A 20347-nucleotide genomic window follows, 5' to 3' on the forward strand; every position below is an offset into this window, starting at 1 on the left:
TGTGCCGCACCGGAGGGCGCCGCCGACTGCTGGCCGTGCCACTGTCGGCGGGCCCCCCGGGAGCGGGCACCGGCAATGTCACCGGTCTCGTGACACCGCCGGCTCACCCCGACGGCGTCCGGCCCTCGGGAGGGGGTTGCGCGCCCGCCCGGTCCGTGTGGCACGCTCAGCCCCGGTCGGTCGCTCTCCCGCACCGGTCGTCACGAGGTCGTACGGCATGGAGAGGCGGCGGCATGCGCATCGGTCTGCTCGGTACCGGTCCCTGGGCCCGGATGGCCCACGCTCCCGCCCTGAGCGCACATGACGGGCTGGAGTTCGCCGGTGTGTGGGGACGTCGAACGGACGCGGCCAAGGAGTTGGCCGACCTGCACGGCACTCGCGCCTACGACGACGTCGACGCGCTGCTCTTTGATGTGGACGCCGTGGCCGTCGCCCTGCCGCCGGACGTTCAGGCGGACCTCGCCGTGCGGGCCGCGCGGGCGGGATGCCATCTGCTGCTGGACAAGCCCCTCGCGGCGACGGTGGAGGAGGGGCGGGCCGTGGCGGCGGCCGTCGAGGCGGCCGAAGTCGCCTCGGTCGTCTTCTTCACCGCCCGCTTCCAGGCGGAGACCGCGGCGTGGATCGCCCAACAGGCGGACACGGAAGGCTGGTTCACCGGGCGGGCCCAGTGGCTGGGCTCGGTGTTCACCAGCGACAGCCCGTTCGCAGACTCGCCGTGGCGGCGGGAGAAGGGCGCCCTGTGGGACGTGGGCCCGCACGCGTTGTCCGTGCTGCTGCCGGTGTTCGGCGACGTCCGGCGGGTGGCGGCGGCCGCGCGCGGTCCGCGTGACACCGTGCATGTGGTCCTCGATCACGCCGGCGGCGCGTCCAGCACGCTGACGCTCAGTCTCACCGCGCCGCCCGCGGCGGCGGGAGCGGCCGTGGAGTTGTGGGGCGAGGCCGGCGTGACGCTGCTTCCGGAGAGCTCCGAGGACGTCGTCACCGCCCTCTCCCGGGCCGCGGACGCCCTGCTCGGCGCGGCCCGTACCGGCCGCCCGCACGCGTGCGACGCCCGGTTCGGGCTGCGCGTCACCGAGATCCTCGCGGCTGCCGAAGGCCTGCTGGACGGCAACCAGAGATGAGGTCCAGGGCGTCCTGGACGTGGGCACCGGAGCCGGCGCCCGGCGGACGCGGCCACTCGGTCAGGGAGCCGGTGCGCAGCCCCCGACCGCCTCTGAGGGCGGACTTGTCCTACGACGTACGTACCCGCGCTGCCGCTCGTTCGGCTGGCCCGCCCGGAGGAGAGGTTTTGGAGAGCGGGGCTGACCATGTTCCGGACTACTCCGGCAGGTTGACGGAGAACACCGGGCCCTCCGCGTTCGGATCCTCGGATCCGTTGTAGCTCACGGTCCCACCCTTCTCGCCGACGTCGAGAATCAGGAACCCCGTGACGGACTGGCCTGGCTTGTACGACGTGTCGATGCTCCGCCCGTCACCGGCGCCCTCCAGGGTGGAGGCGTCCTGAGGTGCGGTGTCGGTGTCCTCCCACTCCATCGTGCCGTAGGTCATGATCTCGGCAGGAGCGTCGCCGATGTTCTTCAGCGTGAGCGTCACCTTGACGAACTGTCCGTTCTCCGGCTCGTTGCCCGTGTCGACCTCGTCCGGCGTCACGTACTCCGCGCCGACGACCTTGATCGACATCCTCGACGTGGTCTTGTAGTTCTCTCCGTACTCGTCGGTTTCGCCGGTCTCGAACTCGCCTGTCTCCCCGACCTCCAGAACAGGGCCCGGGGCGGAGGCGGATGGCTCCGACGACTCCACGGCCGCGTCTTCGGCGGGTGCCCCCGTCCTGGGCTTCTTCGCGACCGACTCCCCCGAGCCGCTCTCCGACGAGCACCCCGCCATCAGAACCGCGGACATCAGTAATGCCGGCACGCAGGCACGACGCGTGTAAGCGCTCATAGCGCATCCCCCATGGCTCAGTGGCCCCCCTGGCCACACGGAGCAGCAAGCCTAAGCCACGCCACAGTTGGAGGTGACGCACCGGCGTGGGCAGGCGGCACAGCGTGGGCGCCAGGTGTACGGCCGGCCCATCTTCGTGCCGCACCGTAGCCTTCCCGCTGGGCGAGCGGACCACGTGTCACCGCCACTCGCTCCCGAGGCACCTGCCTCGCCACCACCTTCGCCATGAGCGATGACGACGATCACAAAGGCCTGATGCGATGAGGACGCGCGTCCTGAAGTTCGGCTTGTACGCGGACGAGCAGGGGTTGGCATGGGTCAGCGAACTCGTCGAGGAGGCCGTGGGATCCCGGAACGCCCGGATCGTCGACGAGACCATCGCCCGAACCTTCCCCGGGAGCGAACTGTCGACCGCCGAGGTGTACGACCACCTCGCCGAACAGTGGGCGCTGGAACATCCTGCCCAGAGCAGCGGCGCACGCGAAGCCGTGGAACTGCGCGTCCACTTGCTGTGCTCCCTGCGGACATGGCGGGCGATCCGCAGGACAGTGATCAAGACCCTGTGCCCAGAGGGCATGGCGCCGCACACGTGCCGTGTTCCATGGGCGGGTGCCTGAAAGGGTCGTCGCATCGACTCCGGCAGGCGAACAGCTCCTGGAGCCGGCCGATCAGCATGCCGCCCGGCACCGGCGGACGGACGGGGCCGTCTGCCGGTGCCGGTGACCCGGAACGGGTGTGTGCCCGTGACCCAGGACGGGTGAGTGCCGGTGACCCGGTACGGGTGTGTTCCGGTGCCGGTCGCTCAGCCGGTGCGCGGGGCCCGGAAGTTGAGGCGTTCCCGCACGACGGGGTAGCCCGCCCTGTCGAAGTTCGCGGCCATGGGGAAGTTGCCCTGGTCCGTCGCGGCGGTGACGAACTCCGCGCCCTGTTCCACGAGGAAGTGGGTGCACTCGGCCAGGAGGTCGTACGCGTAACCGCGGCCCCGCTGTGCCGGCAGCACGCCGATGAAGCCGACGCAGGGGCCCGACGGGTTGTGTGCCGGGATGTGGATGCCCACCGGGTCGCCCTGCGGGGTGTGGGCGACCTGCCACCACTCGCGCGGTGACGGGCACCAGTGGAAGAAGTCGAGTTCCTCCTGGGCCGCCTGCTCGACCCCGCCCTCCTCGATGGCCAGCAGACTGTGGGCGTCCAGGGTGGCGGAGTGGATGCGGCGCAGGGCGTCGAGGAAGACCTCGTCGTCGGGTTCGGGACGGAAGACCAGACGGCCGGGCCGTTCGGGCAGACCGCACTCCGGCGTCCACCGGTACAGGAAGCGTTCCACGAGGAGTTCGTAGCCGGCCGCGCGTGCGGCGGCGAAGCGGGTCTCCGCGGCGGCGCGCAGGGCGGGGTCCTCGCGCCAGCCGCCGGGCAGGTTCAGCTCGAGTTCGACCTGCCAGGGTGCGCCGCGCAGGAGTTCGGCACCGGCCTCCTCCTCGCCCTCGGCCACGTCGAACCAGTTGATGTTGAGGGGTTCGGCGTCGTCGGGACCGCCCCACCAGGCGCCGCGCGCCACCACCTCGCCGTCGCGCAGGGCGACGCGCTTCCAGTCGGGGCGGTGCCGGGTGAGCCGGTGGCCTTCACGGGCGCCGAGCGGGTCGGGCAGGGCGTCGAAGAGATGGGCGTCGCGCTCGTCGAGCGCGTGGATGACCGAGTCGGTCATGGGTTCCTCCGGGATGCGTACTGCGTGAAGCGCTCCCGGTCAGACGAAGCACGCCGGGGCGACGGAAAGGGAGCGCTGGATGGTGGTGAACTGCACGGCACTCGCCTCCTTCCGTCGGTGTCGGGGCGTGGCGCCTCACGCTACACGGATGAAGCGGTGTTCGAGGCCGAATTGAACGATCGCGGTCACATCCGGGAACGCGGCACCCACCGCGGTACGGCCGACGCTCGCGCCGGGGCCGCCCGGGTTGCCCCGGCATGCGGTGCGGGAGCCGTCGTAGCAGCGTAGGGGTGTGAGCACCGTGCGCGGCCCGTGGTCGCGGCGCGACCGCGACCGGCGTGGCTGGTTGCGGGGCGCGCCGCCGCCCCGCTGGGTGCGGGTGCTGCCGGCGGCCCTGCTGACGGGGGTGTGCGCGGCGACCCTCCTCAGTGACGAGCCCCTCGACATCGGGTTCGTGCTGGGCGCCATCCCGCCGTTGGCGGTCCTGTCCTACGGGCCCGCCGCGACGGCGTTGCTCGGCTCGCTGGTGGTGGCGGTGCTGGTCGTCCCGGCCTTCCGGCTGGACGATCCCGGCAGCACCGATCTGCTCACCGTGTGCTTCGTGGCGACGCTGAGCGTGTTCGTGTCGTTCGTCCGCAGCCGGCGGGACGCCCAGCTGGTCACCGAACGGGCGGTGGCCGAGGCGGCGCAGCACGCCGTGATGCCGCCGCTGCCGCCGCGCGTGGGGCCCGTGCGATGCGCGGGCCTGTACCGGGCGGCGCAGCGCGGGACGCTGGTCGGGGGCGACTTCTTCGACGTGCGGGAGGGGCCCTACGGCGTACGGGCGGTCATGGGTGACGTCCAGGGGCACGGGCTGTCGGCCGTCGCCACGGTCGCCTCGCTGCTGGGGGCGTTCCGGGAGGCGGTGCTCGACCAGCCTGACCCGGAGGCGGTGGCGGCCCGGCTGGATCGCAGGCTGGTGCTGGACTCGGCCGGCGTACGGCACTCGGAGCTGTTCGCGACGGCGGTGCTCATGGACTTCGCCGCGGACGGGCGGGCGGTGCGGATCGTGGCGTGCGGGCAGTCCGCTCCCCTGCTGCTGCGTGGTGGGCGTGTGGTCGAGCTGGACGTCCCGCCGGGCAGCCCGCTCGGTCTCGGGCTGTCCGACGCCGTGCCGCCGGTCTGCCGCACGGTGCCGTTGCGGCCCGGGGACCGGCTCTTCCTCGCCTCCGACGGGGTCAGCGAGGCCAGGGACGCGGCCGGTGTCTTCTACCCGCTGGCCGAGCGGCTCACCGGTTTCGCCGACGACGACCCCGCCGCGCTCGCGGCACGGGTGTGGGCGGACCTCGTCCACTACAGCCGGACGCTCGAGGACGACGTCACGATGCTGGTCCTGGCGCCCCGGGACTGACCGGGATGCGCCGCGGTGACGCTCAGACCCGCTCCGGCTCCCGCTCGCCCTCCCCCTCGGCGTCGATGTGCGGCAGGATCCGGTCGAGCCAGCGGGGCGTCCACCAGGCGTGCCGCCCGAGCAGGGTCATCACCGCCGGGACCATCAGCAGCCGGACGACGGTGGCGTCGATGAGGACGCTCACGGCCAGCCCCAGCCCCATCATCTTGATCACGATGTTGTCGCTGACGATGAAGGCCGCGAAGACGCTCACCATGATCAGTGCGGCGCAGGTGATGACCCGCGCGGTGATCTCCAGGGCGTGGGCGACCGACCCCTTGGCGTCTCCGGTGCGCAGCCAGGCCTCGTGCACCCGGGAGAGCAGGAAGATCTCGTAGTCCATGCTCAGCCCGAAGATGATCGCGAACATCATCATCGGGACGTAGCTCTCGATGGGCACGTCGCCGTGCACGCCGAGCGCGGGGCCGCCCCAGCCCCACTGGAACACGGCGACGACGACCCCGTACGAGGCGGCGATCGACAGGACGTTGAGGGCGGCCGCCTTGAGCGCGACGAGCAGGCCCCGGAAGACGGCGAGGATGATCAGGAAGGCGAGGGCGACGACGACGCCGATGATCAGGGGCAGCCGGCTCGCGACGATGTCCCGGAAGTCGACCTGGGCGGCCGTGGTCCCGGTGACGTACCCCTTGGCGTCCGTTCCCTTCACCGCCTCGGGGAGGGTCGTGTCGACCAGTCGGTTGGTCAGGTCCGTGGTGTCCGCGCTCTGCGGGGACTGCTTCGAGTAGACGGTGGAGATCAGGACGTCTCCGTCCTGGGTGGCCGTCAGCGGCGTGACCTCGGCGGCCCCGGCGACCGCGTTGATCGTCTTCTGGGCCTGGGACGACAGGTCGGAGCGCTGCGAGGACGGCACGGAGGTCTGGTCGATGACGACGGTGAGCGGGCCGTTGGAGCCGGGGCCGAACGCGTCGGTCATCAGGTCGTAGGCCCTTCGGTCGGTGAAGGACGTCGGGTCGGCGCCGTCCCCGATGTGACCGAGCTGGAGGGAGAAGACCGGGATGGCGAGGATCACGACGGTCGTCACGCCCGCGGCCAGGAAGTGCCAGGGCCGCCGCTCGACCCGCTGGGCGTAGCGGTGCCAGGCGCCCTGGGGCGCGGCGCCCTCCTCGGCGTCCGTCTCGGCGACGGGGCGGCGCACCCGGTAGCGGTCGATGCGCCGGCCGATCAGGCCCAGCAGCGCGGGCACCAGGGTCAGCGCGCCCAGCACCGCGGAGACGACCGTCACGGCGGCGGCCAGGCCGAGTTTGCCAATGAAGGACACGCCGGAGGCGTACAGGCCGGCCAGGGCGATGATCACCGTGCAGCCGGACACGAGCACGGCGCGGCCGCTGGTGGCGGTGGCCCGGCCCGCCGCGTGCACCGCGTCACGGCCGTTCATGAGGTTCTGCCGGTGACGGGTGATCAGGAAGAGGGCGTAGTCGATTCCGACACCCAGTCCGATCATCGTGGCCAGGGTCGGGGAGACGGTGGCGAACGTGAACGCCGCGGCGAGCAGACCGAGACCGGCGAGCCCGGCGACGACGCTGATCAGCGCGGTGACCAGGGGCAGACCGGCCGCGAGGACGCTGCCGAAGCCGATCAGCAGAACGACGATCGCGACGCCGAAGCCGATCAGTTCGCTCACCCGGTCGTCGGCGGCCGGCCTGGCCAGTTCGCCGAGCGGTCCGCCGTACTCGACGTCGGCTCCGGCCGACCGCAGTGGCTGTACGGCGTCGTCGACGCCGTGCAGGTAGTCGTCGCCGAGGGTGGAGGGCTGGACGTCGAAGCGGATGGTGATGTAGCCGGTGTCGCCGTCGGTGGACAGCGGGCCGATCTTCGACGCGCTCTGCGAGAGCGGGTTCTGCACGGCCAGCACGTGCGGAAGCTTCTGCAGGTCGGCGACTGTCGTGGACATCTGCGAGCTCAGCGAGGTGAGGGCCTTGTCCTTGTCGTGCAGGACGATCTGGCTGCTGTAGCCGCCCGCCGCCGGATCGTGCTGCTGCAGGACGTCGAGGCCCTGCTGGGACTGCACGCCGGGCAGGGAGAAGTCGTCGGAGTAGGTGCCGCCGTGAGAACGGTTCAGTGCCTGCAGCGCGACGACGGCCACGAGCCAGGCCACGATGACGATCACGAAGTGCCGTGCACACCATTCCCCCAGCCGCCGCAGTGCCCCCGGAGCGGCGGTTTCCCCTCCCTCGTCAGGTGTCTGGGTGGATGACATGGCCCTGGTCTTTCCGGTCGGCCGAGTCGTGCGGTACCCCCATTAGACGCCCGGGTGATCGCCCGGGCATCCCGGAGCGTGGGGCGCCGGCCGGGCTCCGGGAGGTGCTTTCCGCCTCCTCGGGATGCAGGGTCCGCTCAGGCGTTGAATGGTGATAGCGGGCCCGGTGAGCGAAACCGGGACCGAGCAACGATCCGGATCCGAGGAGCACACATCATGGCGACGTCACAACCCGACGCGACCGGGCCGTCCGAGGACCGTGCCACCCCGGACGCCCTGCTCCACACCCGTACCGGCACGGACGTGTCACCCGAGGACCTGGTCCTGGCCACCGGCCGGGACATCACTCCGCGCAACCTCGAGTGGGCCCGCCGCAAGCTGGAGGCGGAGGGGCCGGCCGCGATGGAGAAGCTGCTGCCGTAGGACAGCTCCTTCCGGCACTCACGGCCCCGCGTCCGGCCCGTTCCGGCACCGGCACCGCCATCGGGCGGGCCGGCCCGCCCGGGAACCGGTGTGCCGTGGGTCCCGCTCTTCCGCACGGGGCACCGGGACTGCCAGACTCCCGAGGGTGCCCGACTTCGACTTGCTCGTCATCGGATCCGGTCCGGGCGGCCAGAAGGCCGCCATCGCCGCGGCCAAACTGGGCCGCCGGGTGGCCGTCGTCGACCGCCCCGACATGGTCGGCGGGGTCTCCCTCCACACCGGCACCATCCCCTCCAAGACGCTGCGGGAGGCGGTGCTCTACCTCACCGGCCTGACCCAGCGAGATCTGTACGGCCAGAGTTACCGGCTGAAGGAGGACATCACCGTCGGCGACCTGACCGCCCGCACCCAGCACGTGGTCAGCCGTGAAGTGGACGTCATCCGCAGCCAGTTGTCCCGCAACCATGTCTCCCTGTACTCGGGCACCGCCCACTTCGCCGACGCCCACACCGTCGCCCTGCGTGAAGTCACCGGCCATGAACGGCTGATCACGGCGGAGCACGTGGTGATCGCGACCGGCACCCGGCCCGCGCGGCCGTCGAGCGTCGAGTTCGACGGGCGGACGATCATGGACTCGGACAACGTGCTCGCCCTGGAACGGGTGCCGCGGTCCATGGTCATCGTCGGCGCCGGTGTCATCGGCATGGAGTACGCGTCCATGTTCGCCGCGCTCGGCAGCAAGGTCACCGTCGTCGAGAAACGGGCCGGGATGCTCGACATGTGCGACGTCGAGGTGATCGAGTCGCTCAAGTACCACCTGCGGGACCTGGCCGTGACGTTCCGCTTCGGCGAGACGGTGGCCGCGGTCGAGCGGCATCCGCGGGGCACTCTCACCCTTCTGGAGAGCGGCAAGAAGATCCCCGCGGACGCGGTGATGTACTCGGCGGGCCGGCAGGGCCTCACCGACGAACTCGAGCTCGACCGGGCGGGCCTGTCGGCGGACGCCCGCGGCCGGATCACGGTGGACGAGCACTACCGCACCGAGGTCCCGCACATCTACGCCGTGGGTGACGTCATCGGGTTCCCGGCGCTGGCGGCGACCTCGATGGAGCAGGGCCGGGCGGCGGCCTATCACGCCTGTGGGGAGCCCGCCCCCCGGATGCACAACCTCCAGCCGATCGGCATCTACACGATCCCCGAGATCAGTTTCGTCGGCCGCACCGAGGACCAACTGACCGAGGACCGGGTGCCGTTCGAGGTCGGCATCTCCCGCTACCGCGAGCTGGCCCGGGGGCAGATCATGGGCGACTCGCACGGCATGCTGAAGCTGCTGGTATCCCCCGAGGACCGGAGTCTGCTCGGGGTGCACTGCTTCGGCACCGGCGCCACCGAGCTGATCCACATCGGTCAGTCCGTGATGGGCTGCGGCGGCACCGTCGACTACCTGGTCGACGCCGTGTTCAACTACCCGACGCTCGCGGAGTCCTACAAGGTCGCCGCCCTGGACGCCACCAACAAACTCCGGCTGATCGACCGGATCGGGGACTGAGCGGCCCGCCTCAGGCCCTCTCGCCCTCGTCCAGGTACCCACCGTCGGCGCTGCCGTCGTCGGGGAGTTCGGTCTCGTCCTCGACGACGTGCATCGCGGCCTCCTCGGCGCCGGCGGCGCCCGCGTCGATGCCCACGTCGCGGGCGACCTCCTCCTTGACGGTGTCGGCGTGGGCGCCCTCGTCGGGGGCCACGAGACGGCCCGCACGCTCGGTGCCGGCCTCCGGGTCGACGGGTTCGCCGTCCCCGCCGGGCAGGTCGCCGACCCCGTCACCGACCGGCTCGGCGGGGTCGGGCACCTCCTGGGCGAGGCGCTGGTCGAGGCTCTCGCCGTCGTGCTGTTCGGCGGCCGTGGTGCCGTACTTGGTGACGCCGAGCGGCTTCTCGGGCGGCGAGTAGCCCTCGTCGAGGGTCTCGTCGTACGTCCGCTCGTCGACGGCGTCCTGCAGGTCGAGCGGAGCCGCGTCCTCCTGCTCCTCGTTGGTCCCGGTGGGCTGGTAAGCGTCGTCCGCCATCGGTTCGGAGTCCGTGCGCTCCGTGTCCATCGCCGCCTCCCTCGCGCTGCGCGCTCGTCGGTCTCGGGTGTCCTGATCCGCGTTTCCAGCTATGGGATCTCCAACCCCGAAAAGAGGTACGGGAGTGGCGTGTTCGACGGTTCGGGAGGTTACTTCCCGGTCAATCTTGAAAGCTCAACGAGTCCCGCTATCATCACACGCACACACGGTGTGACCGTCCGTCTACGCAGCGATCTCGCGGTATCCGCCGCCCTGTCTTCGTTTCACCGCCCTGACCCGAGGCCATCCCTCGCCCGTCCGGGGCGGTTTCACCCCCACTCCCCTTACGTCGTCGGGGTCTTGTCGTCCCCGCGTCGTGCAAGACGGAAAGCAGCGCATCCATGAGCAACTTCAGGGGCAGAGGGCTGCAGGCCAACGCCCTGGGCACCTTCGACACGGTGGTGATGGCGGTGGCGGGCAGCGCCCCGGCCTACTCACTCGCCGCGACCAGCGCGGTCCTGGTCGGCGCGGTCGGCCTGGCGAGTCCCGCGGCCCTGTTGTACTGCGCCCTGCCGATGCTCGGGATCGCGCTGGCGTTCAGCTATCTCGGCCGGATCGACGTGAACGCGGGCGCCAGCTACTCGTGGGTGGGCCGTACGCTGCATCCCTTTCTGGGGTTCATCAGCGGCTGGGCCCTGGTGATCTCGGCGACGATCTTCATGGTGGCGGGGTCGCTGCCCGCCGGGTCGATGACGCTCGCCCTCTTCGACGCCGAACTCGCTCAGAACACCGCGCTGTCGACGGTGGTCGGCGCGGCCTGGTTCCTGGCGATGCTGCTGGTCGTCCTCGGCGGGGCCCGGCTCACGGTCCGCGCGCAGCTCCTGATGTCGGGCGTCGAGCTGGTCATCCTGGCGCTGTTCGCGGTGCTCGCCCTCCTCCACACCGGGGGTGCCCGGGCCTTCGACTGGTCGTGGCTGGGCTTCGGCCACTTCGACGGCATGGCGGGCTTCGCCTCCGGCGCGCTCATCGCCGCGTTCTACTACTGGGGCTGGGACGTCACCAGCAACCTCAGCGAGGAGACCCGCAACAGCCGTCGCACGACGGGTCTCGCGGGCCTCATCGGCATCGGCGTCGTCTTCCTGCTGTTCGAGGCGTTCACCATCGCGGTGAACGTGATCCTGTCCTCGGGGCAGATCCAGGCGAACGACGCCAACGTGCTGGCGGTGCTCGGTGAGCAGGTGTGGCCGGGCTGGGGCGGCAAGCTGCTGATCGTGGCGGTGATGCTGTCCACCATCGCCACCTTGGAGACCACGCTCATCCAGGTCACGCGCTCGCTGTTCGCGATGGGCCGCGACCGTACGATGCCGTCGGCGCTCGGCCGGGTCCACCCGCGGTGGAACACGCCCTGGGTGGCCATCGTGGTCGTCGGCACGGTCGCGCTGGGGATGCTGGTCGCCTCCAACGCGCTGGGCACGGTCGGCGACATCCTCTCGGACGCCATCTCGGCGATCGGTCTGCAGATCGCCGTCTACTACGGGCTCGCCGGGCTCGCGGCGGTCGTCGCGTACCGCAGGTTGCTGCTGAAGTCGGCGGCGAACTTCTTCCTCGGCGGGTTGTGGCCGCTCATGGGCTCCCTGTTCATGTTCTGGATCTTCGTCGAGTCCTTGAGCGAGCTGAGTACCGCGGCGGTCACGATCGGCATCGGCGGGCTGGCCGTCGGCCTGTTCCCGATGCTCTGGTACTGGAGGCAGGGCAGCGACTACTACCGTCCCGCGCGGCTCGACGCCAGCCGCACCGTCGAGACGCACTACGTCCCGGCCGTCGACGCGAGCGCCAACTCCCGTGTCCACGAGGGTCTGCCCACCGACTTCTGAGGGAGACCCCGATGGCGCGAGACCGCTTCGCTCCAGACTTCGACCCCGACTGCGGGGACACCGGCCTCAGCTGTGCCCGCCACGACATCGTCATCGGCCGCTGGCAGGGCCTGCGCGAACTGCTGCGCGCCACCGGCCCGGACTGGCTCGTCCGGGGCCACCGGGTCCGGCTGCTCGCCCAGGCCTGCACGGCCAGTTCGACGGCGGAGACCTGGCTGGCGGCCGAGCCGCACCATGCCGACGCGCTGGTGCTGTACGCGGCGACCGAGACGGCCAGGGCTTTCAACGTGGCCATCGCCGCGGGCCGGGGCGCGCCGATCGACCAGCACCGCGTCGACGCCGCGGTCGCGGCGTGTCTGCGGGCCGCCGAGGCGTACCCGGACGACCCGACACCGTGGATCTCGCTGATCTCCGTGGCACGGTTGTATCCGTCGGGGGTACGTCGGCAGGAACTGGCCCGCTGGTGGGACGAGTTGCACGGGCGGGACCCCTACAGCGTGGAGGGCCATCTCCAGGTGCTGCACTACTACTCGTCCCGCTGGCACGGTTCGCACGGCCTGATGTACGACTTCGCCCGCGACGCGGCGGGCGTGGCACCGTCCGGCTGCGCCCTGCCGGTGCTGGTGCAGTACGCCCGGGTCGAGGAGTTCCGGCACTCCCTGGACGAGGGGCAGGTCAGCCGATCGTCCGTGGGGCTCGCCGAGCACTGGAGCAACGACGGCGCGGTCAGCGACGTACGGCGGACCTGGCAGCGGTGGTTCCTGGGCCGGAGCGAGCGCGGGGTGGCGCCGGCGGAGCTGCGGGACGTCAACTACCTCACTCACGCGGCCTGTTGCGCGGGTCTCCAGGACGTCGCCGAATCGCTGTTGCGGGTGCTGGGGCGGCGGGGCACGCGCACTCCGTGGTCGTACACCGGCGATCCGGACAAGCAGTTCGTCAAGTGGCGCAGGGAATTCGAGCTGCTGTCCTGACGGAGCCGGAGAACACGGAGTGCTCCGTACCGTCCGGCACGGGACGGTACGGAGCACGGCCCCGGCCCTGTGGCGAGGGTCGCAAGGACGGGCTGTTCGTCAGCAGGTACGGCCGAGGTAGTAGGCGCCTTCGATCTTGCTCGCGGCACCCAGCCAGGACTTCCCGGGCGCCACACAGCGCTCGTAGTCGGCCTGCCAGGCGACCTCCACCTTGATGACGACCCGCGAGCCGTCGGAGGTGCAGTGGTTGTAGAAGGCGTCGGAGCCGGTCTCGTAGAACCCGCACGGGTCGGCGGCCGCGGGGCTCGCGGTGGTGGTCACCGCACCCAGGGAGGCGAACACGAGGGCGGCGGCGCCGAGGGCGTTGGTGACCGTACGACGGATGCGCAAGAGAGTCTCCTTGACCGGTTAAGGGGTTGAACTGCCGCCCCAGAATGACCGGTGCGTCCCGGGCGGCGGATCGATCACCGCCCCCTTTCACCTGGCGAATCGTTCTGCCGTTACGCCGCTGGAGTGATCTTGCCCGGCGGGCTGGACCCCGCCCACCCTGAACCACTCCCTGCCGCGTCCGGAGCCATGGACGCGGTGCCGGGGAGGAGGGGCGGAGCGGATTCAGGGGCGGCCGCCATCGGGGGTGGTCCTTCTTCCGGTCGCACGGTCGCGCTCAGCAGCCTCGTGCCATCCGCCGGCAACCGCAAAGGCATGTGCGGTAAAGCCCGGGGCAGATCTTCACCACGATAGGGAAAAGCCGCCGGTCATCGCCCGTGCCGTGACGGCACGGCGCCACGACGCCACCGCGTCGCGTTCGGTCCGTCGGGCCTGCTGCGGCGCCCAGCCGTGCGCCGTTCTCGCTTCCCGTCATTGGCGTTCCCCCTCGTCTCCGGCCGACGGCCGGACTCCTGTCAGAAGTGGCCGGAGGGGAAACGCCGGTCGCGGTGCACCCGATCGGCTCTGGCGTCACGCCTCGGCGGCCGGTGTGCGCCCCGATGTCACTCCGGCCGTGCCTGGGCCGCCGGCGTCGGCTTCGGCGCGATGTGCAGGTCCAGCCCGGCGGACCGGTGGGTCCGCCAGCCGTGGGCGTACGAGGGGGGCGGGGCTCCGGGGCGGGTGAGGGCGGCGGTCGGTACCCGGCGGGCCGTGCGCAGGATGTCGGCGCGGGTGCTGTTGGCGTTGTGGCCCGCGGTCGCCGCCGAGGAGCAGCCGGTGTAGTAGCCGACCGGGATGGCCTCGTGGCCGGCGATCAGGCAGGGCGGGCTGATGCCGAGTCGGTGGAGCTCGTCTGCGGTGCGGGCCCAGTCGCGGCGGTCGGCGGTGGTGCGGTCGACGGCACGCGCCAGGACGACGTACTGCACGGCCAGATGCCCGGCCAGCCCGACCGCGACCAGGGCCGCCGTCAGGGGGCGCCATCGGCCGGCCGGGTTGGTGACGAGGAAGAGCAGGGCGTCGGCGACCGGGACGGCGAGCAGCGCGTAGGCGGGCAGCAGGAAGCGGGGGGCCGCGTATCCGATCATGAACAGGTACGGCACGGCGGCGGTCGTGGCACAGAGCAGCGGCAGCAGGGTGGGCGCCGTGCGCCCGGCCCGCACCGCGACGACCAGGCCGATCACGGCGATCAGGGGCAGCACGAACCACCAGGCCGTTACGGCGGGGTTGGGCAGCGGTCCGGCGCACGGGCGGCACAGGGTCCGTCCGACCAGGCCGCGCAGCTGGTCGTCGACGGCGAGGTGCAGGCCGAGTCCGCCCTGGATGTCGGACGCGTCGGACAGCCGCCGCCCCAGGCCGCCGTAGCTCACGAACGCCTCGATCACCCACTGGCCCGCGCCCGCGACGAGCCCGCCGACCAGCGCGGTCGCCAGGCGCCACCGGCGGGCGACGACCACCAGCACGAGCAGCGGCAGTACGACCCATACGGCGTCCGTGGGCCGCATCAGGGCCATGAGCGCGGCGCCCGCCGCGACACCCCAAGGGGCCGTTCGGTCGCAGCGGTCGGCGCGGGCGCGCAGGAAGCAGCCGACGCAGACCAGGGCACCGATCGCGACCCAGTGGTTGGGCATGGCCTGCGGCCCGTAGAAGAGCGTGATCCACAGGGAGGCGAAGAGGGCCCCGCCGAGGGCGAGGACCCGGGCCGGGAACAGGCGGCGCCACACGCGCAGGGCCAGGTAGAGGCCGAGGCCGGAGAGCAGGGCGAGGTAGACGCGGAGCAGTTCGGTGGAGGTCGACCAGGACGCGACCGGCGCCACGAGCACCGAGACGCCCCGGGCGCGCGGCGCGCTGAAGAAGGCGGCGGGTGACTGGGTGCCGACCTGGCTGACATAGACCGTCTCGTCCCAGCCCAAACCCAGGCCCGGGCGTACGAGGAGCAGTTGAGCCAGCGTGAAGGCGCCGGCCACGGCCACGAGCAGCCACTCACCACGGGTGCGCCAGGACGTGCCGGGCACGGGCGCCGGTTCGCCGCGTCGCATGCCGACGAGCATGGCGTTCGTGCCGTGGGCCATCGTCCACCCCTCACCCCTACCCGTCGTAGGGCTTGTCGGACCCACGGTCCGGCGTGCGGGCCGGAAGCGGGAACAGGACCGGAAAAACAGGGCCAAACTATCCCGCATCGCACCGATGCGCAGGCTGGGATTGGGCCAGGTGCCTGGCCGATCACCGGGCCAGCCGGCCGTGGGGCAGGCCACGACAGCGCTCCCGTCGACCTGGAGCGGCGGCGTCAGGTGCGCGTCGACGGCCCGCGGGCCCGGATTCCGGGCCCGCGGGCCGTCGGGTGAACTCCCTGGTCAGCGCGTGTTGGGGCGGCGGTGGGGAGGCTGGTCGGGTGTCGGGCGCGCGGTGTGGGGCGGGACCGTGCGGGCGAGGGGGCCGTCGCCGTTCACGGTCAACGGGGTGCCGTGGTGGCTGATCGTCAGGGGCTCGCCCGACACCAGGGTGTAGGTGGCCTTGTCCGGACCGATCTCCACGCGCAGGCGCCTGCCCAGGAGCTGGAGGGTGAAGGCGAGCCGGCTGAACTGCTCGGGCAGTCGTGGGGTGAACCGCAGGGAGTCGCCGTCGCGGCGCATTCCGCCGAACCCGGCGACCAGGGCCGTCCAGGTGCCGGCGAGGGAGGCGATGTGCAGCCCGTCGCGGGTGTTGTGCTCCAGGTCGGCGAGGTCCATCAGGGCCGCCTCGGCGGTGTAGTCGTAGGCGAGGCCGAGGTGGCCGGTCCGGGCGGCCACGACCGCCTGGCAGCACGCCGAGAGCGACGAGTCCCGCACGGTCAGGGGCTCGTAGTAGGCGAAGTTTCGGGCGATCTGCTCCTCGTCGTGGAACTCCTCGAACCAGCCGCTGCACGTGTACATCGCCAGCACCAGGTCGGCCTGCTTGACGACCTGTTTGCGGTAGAGGTCGAAGTAGGGGAAGTTCAGGAGCAGCGGGTACTGGTCGGCGCCGGTGGCGGCGAAGTCCCAGCGCTGGTAGCGGGTGAAGCCCGCGTGCTGCTCGTGGACACCGAGTTCGTCGTTGTAGGGGATGTGCACGGCCTCGGCGGCGTTCCGCCAGCCGGCGCTCTCCTCGTCGTCGACGCCGAGGCGGCCCGCCTCTTCCGGGTGGCGTCGGCAGGCCTCCGCGGCGGCGAGGAGGTTCGCCCGGGCCATGAGATTGGTGTACAGGTTGTCGTCGGCGACCGCGCTGTACTCGTCGGGGCCGGTGACGCCGTCGATGTGGAAGACGCCGTGGTGGTCGTGGTGGCCCAGCGAGCGCCACAACCGGGCGGTCTCCACGAGGAGTTCGACGCCTGTGTCGCGTTCGAAGCAGGTGTCGCCGGTGGCGGCCGTGTAGCGCACCACGGCGTCGGCTATGGCGGCGTTCACGTGGAAGGCTGCGGTGCCGGCGGGCCAGTACGCGGACCCTTCCGAGCCCTCGATGGTCCGCCAGGGGAACGCGGCTCCCTCCAGGCCGAGTTGGGCGGCGCGTTCCTTGGCCGCGGGCAGGGTGCTCTGCCGCCAGCGCAGCGCCTCGGCGACGGAGTCAGGGGCGGTGTAGGTGAGCAGCGGCAGGACGAGGGTCTCGGTGTCCCAGAAGGCGTGGCCGTCGTAGCCGGAGCCGGTCAGTCCCTTGGCGGGGACGGCGCGTCGCTCGGCGCGGGCACCGGCTTGCAGGACGTGGAAGAGGGCGAAGCGGACGGCCTGCTGGATCTCCTCGTCGCCGTCCACCTCGACGTCGGCGCGGGCCCAGAAGTCGTCGAGGTACTCGCGCTGTTCGTCCAGCAGGCCCTGCCAGCCGCTGTGCGCGGCCGCGGCGAGCGCCGCCTCGACCTGGTCGCTCATCGCGGGCCGGGAGCGGGCGCCGGACCAGCCGTGGGCGACGAGCTTCTCCACCCGCAGCCGCTGTCCGGGCTCCAGGACCGAGGTGACGGTCAGCCGGGACACGTCCACGTTGCTCTCGCCGGCGGTCGTGGTCCGCTCGGGTCCGTCGACGACGTGGTCGGCGGCGACGGCCACCCGCAGGCCGCTGCGGCGCGTGCGGTGCACCAGGCGCAGCCGGGAGCCCGAGGCGAAGTCCTCCTCCGGTTCCAGCGGCGACCTCAGCGTCTGGGCGGCCCGCGGGTCCCCGTCGGGTTCGGGCAGGCTCTCGTTGGCGACGAGTTCCGACTGGATCACCACCCGGGTCCGGCTGTCGACGGGCTCCACCTCGTAGGCGACGGCGGCGATCGCCCGCTGGGTGAGGGACACGAGCCGCGTCGAGCGCACCCGCACCCGCGAGCCGGCCGGCGAGACCCACTCGCAGGTCCGTTCCAGCACGCCCCGGCGCAGGTCCAGGGTGCGTTCGTGGGCGACGAGCCGGCCGTAGCGCAGGTCGAAGGGCTCGTCGTCGACCAGCAGTCGCAGCACCTTGCCGTTGGTGACGTTGATGACGGTCTGGCCGGACTCCGGATAGCCGTAGCCGGCCTCGGCGTACGGCAGCGGGTGCAGTTCGTGCACGCCGTTGAGGTAGGAGCCGGGCAGGCCGTGCGGTTCGCCCTCGTCGAGGTTTCCGCGCCAGCCGACATGGCCGTTGGACAGCGCGAACACGGACTCGCTCTGGGCCAGCACGTCGAGGTTGAGCCCGGTCTCGCGGACGGCCCAGGGTTCGACGGTGTACGACCTGTGGCTGATCACGCCTTGCCTCCGAGTTCGGCGAGGTCCCGCACGACGACGTCCGCGCCGTGCGCGTACAGGGCGTCGGTCTGGCCGACGCGGTCGACGCCGACGACGTGGCCGAAGTGGCCGGCCCTCCCCGCGTCCATGCCGGCCAGCGCGTCCTCGAAGACGGCGCAGCGCGAGGCGTCCACGCCCAGGTCGTGCGCGGCGGCCAGGAAGGTGTCCGGGTGCGGCTTGCCCGGCAGCCCGCGTTCGGCGGCCACCACACCGTCGACGCGTACGTCGAAGAAGTGCTCGGCGCCGATGACGCGCAGCACGTCACGGCAGTTGGCGCTAGAGGAGACGATCGCCGTGCGCAGGCCGTGGGCGCGGACCGCCTCGAGGTAGCGCAGGGTGCCGTCGTAGGCCTCGACGCCGTCGGTGCGGATCTTCTCCAGGACCAGCTCGTTCTTGCGGTTGCCGAGGCCGTGGACGGTGGGGGCGTCGGGTGGGTCGCCCGGTGACCCCTCGGGGAGTTCGACGCCCCGGGAGGCGAGGAAGGTGCGGACACCGTCGGCGCGGGGGCGGCCGTCGACGTACTCGTCGTAGTCACTGTCGCCGAACGGCCTGAAGTCGTCGCCGTCGCGCTCGCGCAGGAACGCGTCGAACATCTCCTTCCACGCGGCCGCGTGCACGACGGCCGTCTTGGTGACCACGCCGTCGAGGTCGAAGAGGCAGGCCAGGATGTCTGCGGGTAGACCGAGCTCCGTCATACAGGACACGGTTCCCCACGAGGGCGCGTCCAGTGGGTGGCGCACGCCACACCGGGCGCACTTTCGTGACGGATTCTCACCTCTGCCGTGCCGGCCGCGCGCGCCGGAGGTCAGTCGTGCGGGAACGAGTGGTGTTCGTGGGCGACCAGCCAGCGGCCCCGCTCCTTGCGCAGGCCGAAGGTGAGGCGCAGCCGGAAGGTGGGGTGCGCGGCGAGTTCCTCGGGTGAGGCGCAGCGCAGCAGCGCGTGCGCGTAGGCGACGTCGGTGCCGGCCGTGACGTCGAGGGTCTCGATGTCGAAGCAGGCGCCCTGGGCCTGCCAGGCGAAGAACGGCGGCCAGGCCGCGCGGTAGGCGGCCAGGCCCCTGATGCCTTCGTGGGGCGGCGGCACGTCGTACATCACGAGGTCCTCGGCGTGGTCGGCGAGAACGCCGTCGAGGTCGCCCCGGTGGACGGCCGCGGCCCACTTGGTGATCAGTGTGCGGATCTGCGTCTGGTCGTCGGACATGGCGTCGGACACGGTGTCGGCTCCCTCCTCCCCTACGCACCAGGGTGCACCGCGTACCTGAGGACATCGAATCGGACACCGGGTGACACACTCGGTGGCGTGCCGCTGACCTTCGACGATCTCCTGGCCCGTGCCCGCGCCCTCACCCGTCACGGCCGCCGTGCGCTGCTCGGTGTCGCCGGCGGTCCGGGCGCGGGCAAGACGACCCTCGCCGAGCACCTGGTGCGGGCGCTGAACGCGACCGGCGACCCGTGGGCGGCCCACGTCCCCATGGACGGCTTCCACCTCGCCGACGTCGAACTCGACCGGCTCGGCCGGCGCGACCGCAAGGGTGCGCCCGACACCTTCGACGCGGCCGGGTACGCGGCGTTGTTGAGGCGGCTGCGCTCTCCCGAGGCGGACGACGAGATCGTGTACGCGCCCGGCTTCGAACGGGTGCTGGAGCAGCCGATCGCCGGCGCGATCCCGGTGTCCTCGTCGGCCCGGCTGGTCGTAACGGAGGGCAACTACCTGCTGCTGGGCACGGGCGCGTGGGCGCGTGTCCGGGCCGAGCTGGACGAGGTGTGGTTCTGCGAGATCGACGAACAGGAGCGCCTGCGGCGGCTGGTCGCCCGGCACGAGCGGTTCGGCAAGGCCCACGCGGAGGCGGTGGCGTGGGTGCGGCGCAGCGACCAGCGCAACGCCGAGTTGGTCGAGGCGACGCGGGAGCGGGCGGATCTGGTGGTGCGGGGCGTCGTAGGGTGGCCGGATGGGGCTGGACATCACCGTGCTGGCGGTGGACTGGGAGCGCTTGGAGCGGACACCGGCGGGTGAGCGGGAGGGCCTGCTGTACGAGGCCATGGATCCCGAGGACGAGCCGGGCTCGTGGCCGGAGCCCGAGGAGGGCTGGGTGTTTCCCGCCTCGCCGAAGGTGCCGTTCAGCGGGCGCTACGAGTTCCGCCGCACCCTCGGCTCGTACAAGCCGCACTTCTGGGCGGCGGACGGCTGGGACAGGGCCCGCGGGTTCGCGGATCCGGCCCTGCGTGAGCCGTTGGACGGTTTCCTGCGGGGCCTGATCTGGTGGGGGCCGGACCCCGACGACGAGGACGACGGCCTCGACGGGGCGGACGGCCGCCTCTTCCCCTCGGATCCCGCGCCCACCGGGCCACGTCGGCTGCTCGTCCGTCGGCCGCCGGAGGTCCTGTCGCTCGCCGCCCACTGGGGCCGGGCGGCCCCACGTCTGGAGGGCCTCCGTGACACCTATGACGCCCGTGCCGCGCGTCCTGGAGGGTGGGTCCCGGACTTCGACGCGTTCGACGCCCTGCTGCGCCAGTGGGCCGAGGTGGTCGACGAGAGCGCGCGGCGCGGCTGGGGGCTGCTCGGTCTGACCGTCTGACAC

18 protein-coding genes are annotated in these 20347 nt (G+C 71.9%); 9 read left to right on the forward strand and 9 right to left on the reverse strand.

Annotation, left to right across the window (positions count from 1 at the left end):
- Positions 1-233 precede the first annotated feature (233 nt).
- Entirely contained in the window at positions 234-1121 is an 888-nt protein-coding gene (locus tag AQJ84_RS32545) for a Gfo/Idh/MocA family protein (protein WP_030042750.1), read from the forward strand.
- 196 nt (positions 1122-1317) lie between these two features.
- Here the strand turns inward: AQJ84_RS32545 and AQJ84_RS32550 are convergent, their stop codons facing one another.
- A complete protein-coding gene (locus AQJ84_RS32550; RefSeq protein WP_030042751.1) occupies positions 1318-1899 on the reverse strand; it encodes a DUF4352 domain-containing protein in 582 nt (193 codons plus the stop codon).
- A 302-nt stretch (positions 1900-2201) separates the two neighbouring features.
- On the opposite strand from AQJ84_RS32550, the gene AQJ84_RS32555 reads away from it, so the two are divergent.
- A complete protein-coding gene (locus AQJ84_RS32555) occupies positions 2202-2558 on the forward strand; it encodes a hypothetical protein (protein WP_030042753.1) in 357 nt (118 codons plus the stop codon).
- Positions 2559-2743: 185 nt separating this feature from the next.
- Here AQJ84_RS32555 and AQJ84_RS32560 read toward each other — a convergent pair whose 3' ends face one another.
- Positions 2744-3640 (reverse strand): GNAT family N-acetyltransferase, encoded by an 897-nt coding sequence (locus AQJ84_RS32560; RefSeq protein WP_030042754.1) that lies wholly within the window; start codon positions 3638-3640, stop codon positions 2744-2746.
- Between the two features lie 292 nt (positions 3641-3932).
- Between AQJ84_RS32560 and AQJ84_RS32565 the strand changes: the two genes are divergently transcribed.
- Entirely contained in the window at positions 3933-5030 is a 1098-nt protein-coding gene (locus tag AQJ84_RS32565; RefSeq protein WP_225877349.1) for a PP2C family protein-serine/threonine phosphatase, read from the forward strand.
- 22 nt (positions 5031-5052) lie between these two features.
- On the opposite strand, the gene AQJ84_RS32570 is transcribed toward AQJ84_RS32565, so the two are convergent.
- Positions 5053-7287 (reverse strand): MMPL family transporter, encoded by a 2235-nt coding sequence (locus AQJ84_RS32570; protein ID WP_053190390.1) that lies wholly within the window; start codon positions 7285-7287, stop codon positions 5053-5055.
- A 216-nt stretch (positions 7288-7503) separates the two neighbouring features.
- Here AQJ84_RS32570 and AQJ84_RS32575 point away from each other — a divergent pair, with 216 nt between their 5' ends.
- Together AQJ84_RS32575 and sthA are read left to right on the forward strand one after the other, a co-directional pair.
- A complete protein-coding gene (locus tag AQJ84_RS32575; RefSeq protein ID WP_030042756.1) occupies positions 7504-7710 on the forward strand; it encodes a hypothetical protein in 207 nt (68 codons plus the stop codon).
- 145 nt (positions 7711-7855) lie between these two features.
- Positions 7856-9259 (forward strand): Si-specific NAD(P)(+) transhydrogenase, encoded by a 1404-nt coding sequence (sthA, locus tag AQJ84_RS32580; protein ID WP_030042757.1) that lies wholly within the window; start codon positions 7856-7858, stop codon positions 9257-9259.
- Positions 9260-9269: 10 nt separating this feature from the next.
- On the opposite strand, the gene AQJ84_RS32585 is transcribed toward sthA, so the two are convergent.
- Complete coding sequence (locus AQJ84_RS32585) at positions 9270-9803, reverse strand: DUF5709 domain-containing protein (protein ID WP_030042758.1); 534 nt, start codon at positions 9801-9803, stop codon at positions 9270-9272.
- 350 nt (positions 9804-10153) lie between these two features.
- Here AQJ84_RS32585 and AQJ84_RS32590 point away from each other — a divergent pair, with 350 nt between their 5' ends.
- Both AQJ84_RS32590 and AQJ84_RS32595 read left to right on the forward strand, forming a co-directional pair.
- On the forward strand, positions 10154-11626 hold the full coding sequence (locus AQJ84_RS32590; protein WP_030042759.1) for an APC family permease: 1473 nt from the start codon (positions 10154-10156) through the stop codon (positions 11624-11626).
- Between the two features lie 11 nt (positions 11627-11637).
- Positions 11638-12597, forward strand: a complete 960-nt coding sequence (locus AQJ84_RS32595) for a hypothetical protein (protein WP_053190391.1) — start codon at positions 11638-11640, stop codon at positions 12595-12597.
- A gap of 99 nt (positions 12598-12696) precedes the next feature.
- Here the strand turns inward: AQJ84_RS32595 and AQJ84_RS32600 are convergent, their stop codons facing one another.
- The 5 genes from AQJ84_RS32600 to AQJ84_RS32620 form a co-directional block, all read right to left on the reverse strand.
- Complete coding sequence (locus AQJ84_RS32600) at positions 12697-12987, reverse strand: DUF6355 family natural product biosynthesis protein (RefSeq protein WP_030042760.1); 291 nt, start codon at positions 12985-12987, stop codon at positions 12697-12699.
- 599 nt (positions 12988-13586) lie between these two features.
- Positions 13587-15092, reverse strand: coding sequence for a hypothetical protein (locus tag AQJ84_RS32605; protein ID WP_079022605.1), 1506 nt, complete (start codon positions 15090-15092; stop codon positions 13587-13589).
- 282 nt (positions 15093-15374) lie between these two features.
- Positions 15375-17729, reverse strand: coding sequence for a glycoside hydrolase family 65 protein (locus tag AQJ84_RS32610; RefSeq protein ID WP_053190392.1), 2355 nt, complete (start codon positions 17727-17729; stop codon positions 15375-15377).
- Positions 17726-18463: a beta-phosphoglucomutase family hydrolase gene (locus AQJ84_RS32615; RefSeq protein ID WP_030042762.1), complete on the reverse strand. Its 738-nt coding sequence runs from the start codon at positions 18461-18463 to the stop codon at positions 17726-17728. Before AQJ84_RS32615 ends, AQJ84_RS32610 begins: the two co-directional genes overlap by 4 nt.
- Positions 18464-18573: 110 nt before the next feature.
- The gene (locus AQJ84_RS32620) at positions 18574-18969 is read right to left on the reverse strand and encodes a YybH family protein (RefSeq protein ID WP_030042763.1); all 396 of its coding nucleotides are present in this window, start codon (positions 18967-18969) and stop codon (positions 18574-18576) included.
- Between the two features lie 99 nt (positions 18970-19068).
- Between AQJ84_RS32620 and AQJ84_RS32625 the strand changes: the two genes are divergently transcribed.
- A complete protein-coding gene (locus tag AQJ84_RS32625; RefSeq protein WP_051870114.1) occupies positions 19069-19782 on the forward strand; it encodes a nucleoside/nucleotide kinase family protein in 714 nt (237 codons plus the stop codon).
- Positions 19718-20344 carry a hypothetical protein gene (locus AQJ84_RS32630; protein ID WP_053190393.1) on the forward strand — a complete coding sequence of 209 codons (627 nt, stop codon included), beginning with the start codon at positions 19718-19720 and terminating at the stop codon, positions 20342-20344. The genes AQJ84_RS32625 and AQJ84_RS32630 overlap by 65 nt, the downstream gene beginning before the upstream one ends.
- Positions 20345-20347 lie beyond the last annotated feature (3 nt).

It is taken from the genome of Streptomyces resistomycificus, assembly GCF_001514265.1.
GTDB classification, from domain to species: Bacteria; Actinomycetota; Actinomycetes; order Streptomycetales; family Streptomycetaceae; genus Streptomyces; species Streptomyces resistomycificus.